Raw genomic sequence first — 13,083 nt, forward strand, 5'->3', positions numbered from 1 at the left:
TCCGTTTCAGCCGCTCAACATTATCCTAGTTATGGAGGCACTCACGCCAAAGAGTAAATCATGTCCCATTGATGTGGATCCACATACCGGTCAACCTGGGTTTAATGATTCCGATCACTTCGGAGCGCTGCCTCGCCCCAAAATGAACAGATGCCCGCGGACTAAAAAACCGCTGTCAACTGACAACGGTTTTAGAGTTTTACTAAGGTGAATCGTGGGCTAACTATATGAAATGTCACGTTTTGAGAAGATCCAGTTTGCGATCAGGTAGAAAATCAACGTGTAAACCAAAACAGCAATTAAATTTGGCCAATAACCAACGTCCAGCTTGTCCTCGATATGAATCACGCCGGAACCAAAACGATAGTTCAAATATAATTGGGTCAACGGGTTCCATTTCAACCAGAACAGCTTTTTCCAGATGATAAAGCCACTCAGCAGGCTGCTGGCCATGCTACCCAACCAGATCAAACCAACGCCCATGGTCACGGCCAAGCCCAGTGAGCGGAAACCGCCGGCGAAAATGAAAACCAAACCGATATAAAACAAGGTGACGACATAATTATTGAGGGTCCCGTAAAAGCCGCTCAACAATGGGGTCAAGTTCTGCCAGTCTTTACTGACAGTAGTTAGACCGTTGGCATTGCCGAAGAGCATCGCGATCAAGATACTGCCCGCATAAGTCACCAAGCTCAAGCAAAGGGTGTAGATCATGATCGCCACTAGTTTACTGAACAAAACTTGGCTGCGGCTGTACGGTCGCGTCAACAGAATCTTGATCGTATTTTTCGAGAACTCTTCGGTCAAGCTGATCGCGGCGATCACCACGGCGAAAATCGTGACGAAGGAATTAAACGAGGTGGTCACTGAGAAAAGAGTGACGCCATCAGCTTTGGGAGTGACCGCCGCAACGACCCAGCAAGCCAAGGTAATGATCCCCAGTAAAATGATCATTAGGATCCACGATGATTTTTTTGCGAAAATTTTCTGTAATTCATTCCGGACTAATTTAAGCATGAGTGGCCTCCTTAGTTGTTTGGGCCGCGCCCGCATCATGTTGTTTAACGAAATTCAGGAAGGATTCTTCCAAACTAGCATCAACTTCATGGAGCTCGGTGATCAAGATTCGTTGATCGAACAGCGCCTGCGCCAAGGGAAGAACTGGTCCCTTTTCTTGCGGCCAGCTGATTGCGAATTCGCCATCATGATAGTCATAAGTCAAGCTCATCGCGGTCAAGACCTGCTTCGCCGCAGCTTCGTTAGGCGTTCGTAGCATGACCCGACGTGATTGGGCCTGTTTCAGCGCCCGCATGGTATCATCAAAAATCACGCGACCATGGTCCATGACGACGAGATCATCGGCGACTTGGTCGATTTCTGACAGCATGTGACTAGAAATCACCACGGCCACGCCCTTGGCCGCCATTTGGCGAAGCACCTCACGCAAGTCATGGGCGCCTTGGGGATCAAGTCCGTTCAGCGGTTCATCCAGTAACAAAAGTTCGGGCTGATGGAAAATTGCTTGAGCGATCCCCAAGCGTTGCCGCATCCCCAAGGAATACGTCCGGACTTTTTTGTCAGCGGCTTCGGTTAAGCCAACCTCCGCTAAAACCCGATCGATGTCAGCGGCGCTGATGGTTTGGTGTGACATATTGGCCAATTGCCGCAAGTTTTGCCGCCCCGTCAAATAAGTATAAAAGTCCGGCGCTTCGATCAACGCGCCGACTTGCTTGATTGCCGCGGTGAAATCCTTCGTGACATCCAAATCATTGACCTTGACCGTGCCCTGATCAGCGTGCATCAATTGGACCGCGATCCTTAAGGTGGTGGTTTTCCCTGCGCCATTGGGGCCGAGCAGACCAACGATTCGCCCTGTTTGTGCCTTGAACTGGACATCACTTAAAATCGGGTGCCCATGGATCGATTTCGTTAAGCCTTCGATCTGTAAAACAGTCGCCATAAATTCTCCTCCATTAAAACAAATTACTGAGTCGGCTGATTGAATCCAACCGCTTAGCCGTCCCGTCATCGCGCTGAGCCAATCTTCGCTCAACTCATCGTGGCTGAACGAAGATTGACCGAGCTCAGATCGACTGAACCAATATTTGCAATATTCGATTGATACTATCTATTATGATAGCTTAACTTAACCCTGTTTTGTAGTGGATTCACCTAACAAAAATGTCACCTGAGGCCCATTAAGTCGAAAAAAGCAGCCAAAAATTGGCTGCTTGACTTGACGTCTTGGCGACAAAAGTGACTGTTGGCGATCAACACTGCTGCCGCAAGGTCATTTTTTAGGTGCACGGTGCTGGTGAGCCAACTGTTGCTTCCGGCTCACCCAAGGCCCAGCTAGCGAGAGCGGGCTTCCAACGCTAAAAGCTGTTGCTTCAAAGCCGCGCCGCCACGATATTGCCCAACACCACCAGCTTGGGGAACGACGCGGTGGCAAGGGATCACCAATAACAGGGGATTCGCGCCCACGGCACTGCCCACTGCCCGACTGGCCCCAGGTTGGCCGATAGCGGTGGCAATCTGTTGATAAGTCGTGGTCGTGCCATAAGGGATCTGGCGCAATTGCGCCCAGACCCGCTCTTGGAAAGGTGTGCCGGCTGTTTGCCAAGGCAAGGACCAAGTCATTTGATCACCAGCTAAATAAGCTTGCAAGGCCTCCCCCGCCGCCACGGTGTAGCCCTCGGTATCAGGTAAAATCTCTGCTTCAGGAAAGAAGTCCCCGATTTGATTAGCCGCTTGCTCAGGAAATCCGACAAAGACCAATGCCGTTTCGGTCGCTCCTAAAAGCCAAGTTTGACCATCGATGGTCATTGTGTGCGCATAGATCTGTGGGCGCTGTTTGGTTTTGATTGTGGTCATTATTGCCATCCTACTCCTTCATTCAGATCGACTCACTCATGACCGATCTGGCGTGTTCAATACGATAACTTTACCAAAACTAGCCTGACTTTGTAAATAACGATGAGCGTCAGGCAGTTCTGCCAAGGAAAAAATCCGCTCCGGTTTGACTGGTATCTGGCGCGTCTGAACGAACGTTAACAACTCATCCAGCTTGGTCTGATCCACATTGCCTGAATAGAAACTGGTCAAATAACTATTCCGCTGAATATCGATGATCGGATCGAATTGCTCCAAATACCACTGCTTACCCAATTGGCCGGTGCTACAAACGATCCCACCTTCACGCAGATGCTTGAAGCTATCCTTGACCGTCGCCGGCCCGATCAATTCAAAGATTTTATCAAAAGTCGCTGTCGTTTGTAACGCACCTTGGCGATCTTCAATGACGTCATCAAAACCAACTGCCATTAATTGCGCCGCTTTGTTGAGCTTGCGACTGGTCCCCGCCAGCTTGATCTGGGGAAAAGCGCCTCGCAATAATTGGGCGAAGGCGACGCCAACGCCGCTGGTCGCGCCTCGTACCAAGACGCGATCGGTGGCGCTGATTTTCAGATTCTTCAAGGAACCAAACGCCGTGTAGAAGGTTTCCGGCAAGGTCGCCAAGGTTGCCCAAGGCAGGTCCGTGGTCACCGGATACAATTGAGTGTTGGGCAACAAGGCATATTCAGCGTAACTGCCATCAAACGCCCGTCCCATCTCGCCCATGATCGAAATCACTTTCTGCCCTAGGGGTAACCGTTCCGGCGCGGTCGTCGCCGCGATGACACCGACACATTCGATCCCTAAGATCCGTGGGAATTGGACTGAGGGCGACTGTCCCTCCCGGGTAAAGATCTCTGAATGATTGATGCCAAAACCCATGATTTTGACCAGGGACCACCCAGGTTTGACCGTGGGCGTTGGTAAGGTGGTATTGATCAAAACTTCGGGACCACCTGGTTGACGCACGACAACTGCTTTCATCCGTAAACTTCCTTTCGCGATCAGCGCCGCAAGCGACTCAGCTACTGCGATAGCTTTCCCAACAAACCAAGCCATTCGCTGCTTGTACTTCTTAATGATACGTCATTTGCAGAATAATTTCAGACTGTTGGCTGGCTGTCTTTCGAAATAATTTTAAGGCGTTCCCAGATCAGCGTTTAATGATCGCCTCACGCAACTAAAAAACGATGAGCAACGTTGGCAAACGCTGGATCATCGTTAATTTAAGCATTTTCTGTTAGCGGAAGTAAAACTACTGCGGAAACAGTCTAATCCCGCTCACTAGCCGTCTTGGCGGCCTGATCAAAAGCGGTGGGCTGATCATAGGACAGCTTCTCATTTTCGTAAGTCAACACGTGTTCCTCAAAATGGTCGATTTTGAAGTCAAGATAGTTCAACGTCTTGGCGATCTCTTGTTGCTGGGCGACCAGTTTATCCCGCTGTTCGATCAGTAATTCCTTCTGGGCCGCCCGGGAATCGGTTTGCTGCCGATAAACGTTGATAAATTCAATCAGTGATTCGATCGACATCCCAGCGTTGCGCATCACTTTGACGAAGAAGACCCAATTCATTTCACGCTCACCGTAAGTTCGATAACCACTTTCGTTCCGCGGGATCCGCGGTAATAAACCCAGTCGTTCCCAATACCGCAATGTTTCACTGGTGACCCCGAATTTCTGACTAACTTGGGCAATATTCATGCCACTCACCTCGCTTATCCTTATCATAGCATAACCAGCGCCAGTTGCGGTGAATCAGTGATCAGAGCGAACGCGGCGGCCGTGCGCTCGCACTTAACCGTTGTTCCATTAGGCCCGCCATCGCCGTCAAACGCTGGCAACTTTGAACTTGCTGATCCAGCTCCTCTTGCAGAAAATCACGACGCGCCGGCGAGGCTTGCGGTCCCGCCTGGGCCAACGTCGCATATTCGATCAAAAAGTCATCGCTGATCTGCGCCGCCTTAAAAGTCAGAATAAATCGGAGCCACAGCTCATCTTGCGGCCGATATTGCCGTTGCCCTTGACCATCTCGACGTACCGGCGGCATTAAGCCGACGCGCTCCCAATAGTGCAGTTGATCAGGTTGCACCGCGTATTTCGCGGCGATCTCGCTTATTTTCATCATGGCATCGCTTGGCCTTTCTCCTGGGGACTCCTAGTAAACGGGGCGATCTTCGCCTTGCGTCGCCGGATCCGCGATACCAATGCTATCACGACTAAAACGTGTTGGCGCCGCAACGATTTGCAAAACCACATCGGCAATACTCTGGCGTGACCCAGAAACACCCAAATATGGGTCAGCGCGATGCGTCACTGTATACTTGACTTCATCCCGATCATTCAGCCAAGGTAACCGCAAAGTCGTGTAGTCCAATCCAGACGCCGCCAACAATTGATCCGCCTTGATGGCCGCCGCCAAGCCACTCTGAACGCTGGCCAGATTCCAACGACCAAACTCGCCGGGCACCTCATTGTAGATCCCCAGAATATTGGTGGCGATGATCCGCTGAACGTGATGCGCGTTCATGGCCTGAATGATCGCTTTAGTGGGGCGGTTTTGACCATCGTGATCGACCACGGCGACGAAGACCAAGTCGACTCCTGTCATTGCCTGATCCAAAACCGCAGGATCACTGATGTCGCCCTCAATCAGATTGACCCGAGGGTTCGCGGCCAATGCGGCCAAGCGTTGACTCCGGCGTAAAACTAAAGTCAAATTGACCCCAGCAAACGCAGGTTCCTGTAAAATCCGTTGTTCCACGATCCGGGCGATCTGCCCGTTTGCTGCTAATATCAATAAATTCATTTGAAAATCTCCTTTTCCTGAGTGTTCGGCCAACGAGTCAAGACCGAACTGCCTAGCGACCATGTGTTAGCTGGCCTAACTCGGTCGGTCGATCCAGATACATCGTCAATCACCATGTGTTGACTAACTCGATGAACCCAGTATAAAGCTTGAAGTGAACTTCAAGGCAAGGGGAAAAGCAAAGTTTTTTTGATTTATTTTTTGAAGCTACTTTTGAAGCTACTCTCGACGTTGGCGCGCGGGATCCGGCGGCTCATGTTCGGTCAGGTCACGCTCGCTTGATGCGGCGGCGACCATGGATAATGACCAGCGCTAAAACCAGGTCGGTCACAACCAGCAGGCCTAGCCGCGGTAGCCACGCGGCCAAGACCAAGGCGAACAGCACCAGGCCCTTGAAGCGCAAGGCCGCGCCCCACTGAAGGGCTTGGCGCCACTCCGCGATCAATTCGATCAGCCACATCGCCATTAAGGTGGCGAATAATAGCCCGACGAAAATCAGTTTACTCGCCAAGCCCGCCGTCGCCAGCAGGAAATGCAAACTTAGGCCCAGCAAGAAAATCAAGAAGATCTCATCAATAAACAGCCAGCCTGTGGCCAACGCGCGGATCGAAGAACTAAACCGCAAATGAAGCTCACCTAGGATCTGGTAATAACTCCCACTGATCAGCGCGACCAACACAATGCTCAAGCTAAAGGTCAAAATCTCGATGCCGGTATTTTCACCGGTCAGGGCCGTGTATAAACCGGCGATGATCTCACCTAACGCGATCATCGTCAACAGGCCGTACCGTTCGATCAGCGAATCCTTCAATTGGTGGACCATTTCCGTTTGTTGATATTCCCGTTCAAGATTAGGATTAGTGAAGAAAATATCGCCCCAATTCAGCAATAAGGCCAGCACTAACAACCCCAGCTGGCCCCAATGTGGCAAGAACAAACTCAGCCCCAACAAGACCAGCGCCACCAAATGGACATTGGCCCAAACAGTGGACGCCGCCCGATGGATCGGATCGAAATAGGCGACCCAATACCAGATCCCCGCGGCCAGGAGCTCGATCAAAATCAAGACCAGGGTGATTTTGTTGAACTGACCCTGTAAAGCCTCGTCAATCAATAGCGCGCCGATCCCCGTCAGGATCATTTGCAAATTGATCATCACCACGTTCAATGGCGCGTCATTACCATGATTATCGAAATAGCTGGAAGTTTCATTCCAACCCCAGAAAAACCACCAGAAAAGCAAAGTGGCATACCCTAAAGTCGACCATGACCAATTGGCAAGCACCCCATCGGTCAACCGCGCCAAGACCACCGCGAAAATCAAATCATAAAACAATTCCAACCAACTTATTTTGCGATCACGGATCGGTTGATCGATCGTCCGTGGTCGCCCCCAAAAATCAAACATCGTCGCATCCTCCAATTTTTTGACGAGGCGGTCTGCTCTTTTGAAACGTGTTCACCAGCCCAGCTTCTTCCCCTTAGCTACGCAATTATTCCGGAGGCACAGACCAGCCTCCAAAATACTTGCTAGGCTAATGCTCTGAAGCTTCCCGGGCTGGTTCACACTCTTTTGCGCGGCAACCTACTCCGGCCGGTTCAGTCCGATACTCTCCCGCAAGTAAAGATCTTGATCCGCCGCAGCCACGACCACCGTTGCGATCGCCGCCCGGGCCACATCATGACCGCCAAAAGGCTCGCCCTTCCGCGTGATCTGGTAGGCGGCGCTCCCATTATCAAACCACCCAGGCCGAATGATCGTGTACGCCAGCGAACTGGCTTCGATCAGGTCGGCGGCCTGCCGATAAGGTTGCAGCATGGGATTTTGCGCCAAATTACCGCTGGCGCCAATCCGAGCTGGGATCTCATTATAGATCCCCATCGAACTGATGAAAATCAACCGTTGCACCGCGCTCGGCGTCATCGCTTGGATCAGCGCGTGGGCAAATTTAGGCAGATCGCCGCTCAAAGCCGCGAAAACCACATCTTGACCCACTAAGGCCGCGGCTAATTGTTGCGGATCACCAGCATCACCGCTGATCACTCGTTCTCGCTGCGGATCGATTTTTAAAGCGTCGGTGTGTCGCGCAAACAAGGTCAAATGATCGGTCGTTGTCGCTAAGAAACGTTGCCGGGTCGCTTGACCGATCGAACCAGTCGCCCCAATAATCAAAATATTTTTCATTGCTATTATCCTACTTTCGGACCCATTGTGGATCGATTCTTTGAATTGGATCACTTTTCTTTGCAAAAATCAGTTTAACACCTTAGACTAACTAGAAGGCAAGTGCTAAATTTTTTTCGTCGCGTCCCATACTGGACGGATCAAAATGACATCAGCGGTTGATAACGCGATTTACTTTTATCGCGAATCAACAGGACTCTCTCCCAGGCCAGCCGCACTCACCAGCGCCCTGCGATAATGAGCGTGAAAGCATTGCCAAATCTATTTCTAAAAGGAGTTCTCTATGAGTTATTCAATTCAAGAAGTCGCCAAAAAAATGCACATCACCAGTTACAGCATCCGTTATTATCATGATCAGGGAATGCTCCCCTTTGTTCAGCGCGACGCGAATAATAATCGGGTCTTCAATGAGATCGACTTAGAATGGTTGCAGATCATTGTCTGTTTGCGCGCAACAGGCATGCCCATCGCCGAAATCCAACATTATTTGCGCCTGGTGCAAGCCGGCGTGGAAACAGTCCCCGAACGCTATCAACTGATGAAAACGCAACAAGCCCGCACCCAAGCCGAGATCCGCGAGTTACAACAACACTTACAACTCATCGATCGGAAAGTCGCACACTACGCCGAAATTCTTGCGGATCCTCAGCCTGACAGCATCGTTCCCGCCAACTTAGCCGCGGCTCAGGCGCAAATGGCTCATCAAGTTAGCGGCGACCGTTCACCCAAATAAAATCAACCAACGATGGGGTGCCTCATCATCCACAATGAGGTGGCTATAAACCGCTGCCCAAAACTATCAGAGTCAATTAATGAAATCGGTTGAAAACACCAATATTTTTTCAGAAAACTTATTAGTTGACTTTACGTCCAATCATCACTATCATTAGTATTAGGTTATCTTAATTTTTTTATTCAATCTGTTTAATCAGTTGAATCATTTGACCCAATATTTTTCGATAGGAGTTTTACTTGTTGTCTCAGATAAAGTACCACCGCATTTCATGGCAGGACTGGTCAACTAATCGCCAGATCCACCAACTATACTTAACCGCATTTCCAGCTGTGGAGCGGAGCCCTTACCTTTCGCTCCAGTTTCAAGTACTGATTGGCAAGATCCAATGCGTCGCTTATTACGATCAAGACACGTTCATCGGCTTCACCTATTTGACCACCGTGGGCGATACCGTCTACCTGCTCTACTTCGCGGTTGCCTCCAATTTACGCGGTCAAGGTTACGGCACCCAGATCTTGGCAAAAGTGCAAGAGCTGGCAGCCGGTCGCAACTTGGCTCTAGACATTGAAATCGTTGATCGCCACGCGGATAATTTCACCCAGCGGCTAAGTCGACGTAATTTCTATTTACGCAATGGCTTCCAAGGCGGTCAATATCGTTTCTCCATCAGTGGTGAACGCTATGAACTGCTAACGACCAACGAAGATTGGACTTGGAGCGAATGTGACTACTTAGTCCAACGACTCTGGCCAGACCAAGCCTTCGGTGAAAATGGCGCCCGTTAAGCGCGGCGCTACCTGGTCACATAAAATCGAACCACCTGGTAACTGCTGACAATCATTGTCGGCAGTTTTTTTGAATCTTGTTCCGTTCGCTGGCACCCATCTTCTTCAACTCAGCGGCGTCAGGCTTCTGGAGGGGCATGGCCCACCTCCGAAATTTCGGCTAGTCTAATGCTCGCGAACCTCCCAAGGTGAGTCGCTTTTTTGATTGACTTTTTATGTTTACAGTCGTAAACTAATTATTATCATTAAGTTTACAATTGTAGACACAGGAGGAAGAGCCATGACCAAGCCACTTTTGGAAGTTCAGAATCTGCGCAAAGTTTTTAAAAAAGCAGATGGCAGCCAACATGTTGCCGTCGATGACATTAGTTTTCATTTGGAAACTGGGGAGATTTTTAGTTTCTTGGGACCGAACGGCGCTGGTAAAAGCACCACGATCAATATGATCACCACCCAATTGACCCCCACTTCCGGTACGATCAAGATCGCGGGGCGCGATATCCGGACCGACCCGATCAATGCCCGGCGCACAATCGGGATCGTGGCCCAACATAACAATTTGGACCGCGGTTTGACCGCTTTTGAGAACTTGGTTTACCATGGCCGCTATTTCGGAATGACCACACTGGCGGCGGAGCAACGCGCCAATGAATTGCTGGCGGACTTCGGGTTAAGCGAATGGCGCCAAGACTATGTCAAAAGCTTCTCCGGCGGGATGGCCCAACGCCTGAAGATCGCCCGCGCCATTATGCACCGACCGCAACTTCTGTTCCTCGACGAACCGACAACCGGGCTGGATCCGGCCTATCGGGAAATCCTCTGGGATCATGTGTTGCGTTTGAATCGTCAGCAACAAACCACCGTTTTCCTGACCACCCACTACATGGAGGAGCCGGAACGGTTCTCCGACCATGTCGCGATCTACCAACAAGGCAAGATCAAAGCACTGGGCACGATTCCCGAATTGCGCCAATTGGTGCCCGCCGCCAGCATTGTTTATGCGACCGTCGACGCGGTGACAGCGCCACTCTTGCAGGAATTGAACCAACAACCTTTCATCAAGGAGATCTTGCAAAAAGACGAGAAAAACCTGGCGATTTTCCCTAATACCGATGACCAGATTCTGCAACAGGTGCTCCCGATTTTCGAACAACAACCTGTGAAACTTGAGAATATTCGTTTGAGTTTCGCTAGTCTGGACGATATTTTCGTTCATGTGACGGAGCATCCCACTGAAATGGAGGTCAAGACCTATGCGTAATCGGACAACACTCAACGTTTTCTGGATCATGGTCAAACGCGATCTATTGATCCAATGGCGGAACTGGGCTGAATTTATTTTCCGAGTTGTGATGTTACCCTTTATCCTGATTTTAACTTACGGTTACGTCTTGCCCAAGATCGGCGTTTTATCGGCCAGCTTCCCTAACGATCTTTTCCCGGGAATGGTCGGCATGAGTCTTTTGATCACGGGGATCCACGGCACCGCCGTCCCGCTGTCGATGGACTTCAACAACTCGCGAGAGATCGAAGACCGCCTGCAAGCGCCCGTCCCCGTCATGGTCACCGCTTGGGCGAAAATGTTCGTCGGCATGATTGAATCTTGGATCGGCGCCTTACTCGTGCTGCCGATCTCGCTGATTTTCATGGGGCAATCATTGCGGCTCCACCTATCCACCGGCAACATTTTCTTATTACTCTTGATCCTGTTGCTCAGTTCCTTTGCTTCCGCCGCTTTGGGGCTACTCGTCGGAACTATTGTCAAGCCCAACCAGATCGCCGCGATGTTCCCCGGCTTCCTGATGCCCGTGATTTTCACCGGGGCAATCTTCTTTAGCTGGAGCGCCTTGGTCAAACTGCCTTTCTATCAGATCCTCGTCCTAATCAATCCGTTGGTCTACATCAACGAAGCGTTGCGCCACACCATGTTAGGCGCCAGCAACGCGATGCCCCTGACCTACAGCCTCCTTGGGATCTTAGCCTTCACTATCTTGATGGGCGTAATGGGGATGCGGCGATTCCGCAAGATGGCCGTGCGCTGACGCCGTCAATTCAGCGGGAAAACTGCCGCAAGACAGCGACACCCCGCTCAAAATCAACCCGACAATTTCATGGATGACCTGACTCACACGCCCAATTTGATCATTGGGCGTTTTTTGTGGCCCCCGCGATTTCCGCACTGAGACCCCCGACCGATGGACCAACAACTGCGGACCGGTGCCGTCAACGCTCGTCGTAAATAACCGCATGACGCTAACCGCTGGCAAAATTGACCACTTTTTGACCTTAGCCAAAATATTGGTTCCATCTTTTGCGAAATTCAATTACAATGGATGTATCAGCAACAGCAGAATCTAGGCTGGGCCTGTTGAAGCGCCTGGCTCGTGCGGGGACCGTCAGGAAGATGCCCAACAGCGAAGGTCAGCCGTGATCTGGCAGGAGGCGCAAAGATCATGAAGCAGAGTATCAACGACTATGTCAACGCCTATCAGCGGCAGTTGGTCCAAGGCGATATCCCAATTGCTTATACTTATTTACGAAAATATCTCCCCATTTTAAGAACTGACCTGGGCAAGCATAACGACGGACAATACACGCTTGGCAACGTCTACCCCGGCTTTATGGATTATACCTATTTCTATTTTTATAATCCCGCCCTCCAGCGCAGAAAGTTACGCTTTGGGCTCGTGCTTAATCACCGTGAAATGCGATTTGAACTTTGGCTCCTAGGACAAAACGCCGCGGTTCAAACCAAATATTGGGCAGCACTCAAAGATATCACCTGGAACAAGGGCCAAACCGCGATGCCCCAATATGCGATCCTTGAAGTTGTCTTAGTTGACCACCCAGATTTTGACGACCAAACCGCATTGACCGCAGCAATCACCACCCGCGCCCTAGAGGTTGCCCAAGACATTCAAGATCAGCTACGAACGCTCCCTTGATTAGGTCGATCGGCGGGCCGCCGCGATTAGATTCAGGCCAAGGGTTCAAATCCCTCCTTCTCCGTCACGTTAATGACGAGCTCGTCCTGTGGTTCGTCCCGGCTCAACCGTACCCAAAGGTTTAAATCCCTTACTCTCCGTAGCCTAAAATAGTGAAGTTGTCTCTTAGAAATTCGTGCACTTAATTGAAATAGTTTGATCTAAGTTCGGCCGTGTTTTTTCCCTTTGCAACCGGAAACGGTTAATTTAAACAGTCGCTTTGCTGGTACGAAGCGACTGTTTTTTCTTTTGACCCGGCCCGGCCACCCTGCCTTTCAGCAATTATTATCAACCTTTTCTTGTTCATCTCAGAACTCAACCAACAAAAAAGCCCTGATTATGTTGATCAACATAATCAGGGCTTAACGGTAGAACCGGAGAATAATCAACGGAGAGTAAGGGATTTGAACCCTTGATACAGGATTACCCGTATACATGATTTCCAATCATGCTCCTTCGGCCACTCGGACAACTCTCCCGAATAAACTCCGGTTGTCAGACTCGAACTGACGACATCTTGATTAACAGTCAAGCGCTCTACCAACTGAGCTAAACCGGAATCAAGCGTGGCAACGCCCTATCCTCGCAGGCAGTCTCCCACCAACTACTTTCGGCGCTAAGAAGCTTAACTTCTGTGTTCGGCAAGGGAACAGGTGTATCCTTCTTGCTATCGCCACCACACTCTTTACT

14 protein-coding genes, 2 tRNA genes and 1 rRNA gene are annotated in these 13,083 nt (G+C 50.4%); 5 read left to right on the top strand and 12 right to left on the bottom strand.

Annotated features, from left to right (window positions below):
* Positions 1-219 precede the first annotated feature (219 nt).
* The 9 genes from ACYVSB_RS03870 to ACYVSB_RS03910 all read right to left on the bottom strand — a co-directional run bounded on the left by ACYVSB_RS03870 (position 220) and on the right by ACYVSB_RS03910 (position 7,888).
* Positions 220-1,017 (bottom strand): ABC transporter permease, encoded by a 798-nt coding sequence (locus ACYVSB_RS03870; protein ID WP_164511223.1) that lies wholly within the window; start codon positions 1,015-1,017, stop codon positions 220-222.
* Positions 1,010-1,960 carry an ABC transporter ATP-binding protein gene (locus tag ACYVSB_RS03875; RefSeq protein WP_164511224.1) on the bottom strand — a complete coding sequence of 317 codons (951 nt, stop codon included), beginning with the start codon at positions 1,958-1,960 and terminating at the stop codon, positions 1,010-1,012. Before ACYVSB_RS03875 ends, ACYVSB_RS03870 begins: the two co-directional genes overlap by 8 nt.
* A gap of 392 nt (positions 1,961-2,352) precedes the next feature.
* A complete protein-coding gene (locus ACYVSB_RS03880) occupies positions 2,353-2,874 on the bottom strand; it encodes a methylated-DNA--[protein]-cysteine S-methyltransferase (RefSeq protein WP_461218484.1) in 522 nt (173 codons plus the stop codon).
* 36 nt (positions 2,875-2,910) lie between these two features.
* Positions 2,911-3,879, bottom strand: coding sequence for a zinc-binding dehydrogenase (locus tag ACYVSB_RS03885; protein WP_461218485.1), 969 nt, complete (start codon positions 3,877-3,879; stop codon positions 2,911-2,913).
* 287 nt (positions 3,880-4,166) lie between these two features.
* The gene (locus tag ACYVSB_RS03890) at positions 4,167-4,598 is read right to left on the bottom strand and encodes a MerR family transcriptional regulator (protein WP_461218486.1); all 432 of its coding nucleotides are present in this window, start codon (positions 4,596-4,598) and stop codon (positions 4,167-4,169) included.
* Between the two features lie 61 nt (positions 4,599-4,659).
* Positions 4,660-5,019: a MerR family transcriptional regulator gene (locus ACYVSB_RS03895; protein WP_461218487.1), complete on the bottom strand. Its 360-nt coding sequence runs from the start codon at positions 5,017-5,019 to the stop codon at positions 4,660-4,662.
* A gap of 33 nt (positions 5,020-5,052) precedes the next feature.
* On the bottom strand, positions 5,053-5,703 hold the full coding sequence (locus tag ACYVSB_RS03900) for an NAD(P)H-binding protein (RefSeq protein ID WP_461218488.1): 651 nt from the start codon (positions 5,701-5,703) through the stop codon (positions 5,053-5,055).
* 268 nt (positions 5,704-5,971) lie between these two features.
* Entirely contained in the window at positions 5,972-7,111 is a 1,140-nt protein-coding gene (locus ACYVSB_RS03905) for a low temperature requirement protein A (protein WP_461218489.1), read from the bottom strand.
* Positions 7,112-7,288: 177 nt separating this feature from the next.
* Positions 7,289-7,888 carry an NAD(P)H-binding protein gene (locus ACYVSB_RS03910; protein ID WP_461218490.1) on the bottom strand — a complete coding sequence of 200 codons (600 nt, stop codon included), beginning with the start codon at positions 7,886-7,888 and terminating at the stop codon, positions 7,289-7,291.
* 283 nt (positions 7,889-8,171) lie between these two features.
* On the opposite strand from ACYVSB_RS03910, the gene ACYVSB_RS03915 reads away from it, so the two are divergent.
* The 5 genes from ACYVSB_RS03915 to ACYVSB_RS03935 all read left to right on the top strand — a co-directional run bounded on the left by ACYVSB_RS03915 (position 8,172) and on the right by ACYVSB_RS03935 (position 12,354).
* A complete protein-coding gene (locus ACYVSB_RS03915) occupies positions 8,172-8,621 on the top strand; it encodes a MerR family transcriptional regulator (RefSeq protein WP_461218491.1) in 450 nt (149 codons plus the stop codon).
* A 242-nt stretch (positions 8,622-8,863) separates the two neighbouring features.
* A complete protein-coding gene (locus ACYVSB_RS03920) occupies positions 8,864-9,409 on the top strand; it encodes a GNAT family N-acetyltransferase (RefSeq protein WP_461218492.1) in 546 nt (181 codons plus the stop codon).
* A 280-nt stretch (positions 9,410-9,689) separates the two neighbouring features.
* On the top strand, positions 9,690-10,670 hold the full coding sequence (locus ACYVSB_RS03925) for an ABC transporter ATP-binding protein (RefSeq protein WP_461218493.1): 981 nt from the start codon (positions 9,690-9,692) through the stop codon (positions 10,668-10,670).
* A complete protein-coding gene (locus ACYVSB_RS03930) occupies positions 10,663-11,451 on the top strand; it encodes an ABC transporter permease (protein WP_461218494.1) in 789 nt (262 codons plus the stop codon). Before ACYVSB_RS03925 ends, ACYVSB_RS03930 begins: the two co-directional genes overlap by 8 nt.
* Before the next feature lie 411 nt (positions 11,452-11,862).
* Complete coding sequence (locus ACYVSB_RS03935; RefSeq protein ID WP_461218495.1) at positions 11,863-12,354, top strand: DUF7000 family protein; 492 nt, start codon at positions 11,863-11,865, stop codon at positions 12,352-12,354.
* 428 nt (positions 12,355-12,782) lie between these two features.
* Here the strand turns inward: ACYVSB_RS03935 and ACYVSB_RS03940 are convergent.
* From ACYVSB_RS03940 to rrf, 3 genes are all read right to left on the bottom strand, one after another.
* A tRNA-Ser gene (locus tag ACYVSB_RS03940) sits at positions 12,783-12,871 on the bottom strand.
* Positions 12,872-12,879: 8 nt separating this feature from the next.
* A tRNA-Asn gene (locus ACYVSB_RS03945) sits at positions 12,880-12,952 on the bottom strand.
* A 5-nt stretch (positions 12,953-12,957) separates the two neighbouring features.
* Positions 12,958-13,074, bottom strand: a 5S ribosomal RNA gene (gene rrf / locus ACYVSB_RS03950).
* Between the last annotated feature and the right edge of the window lie 9 nt (positions 13,075-13,083).

It is taken from the genome of Lapidilactobacillus salsurivasis (assembly GCF_054785215.1).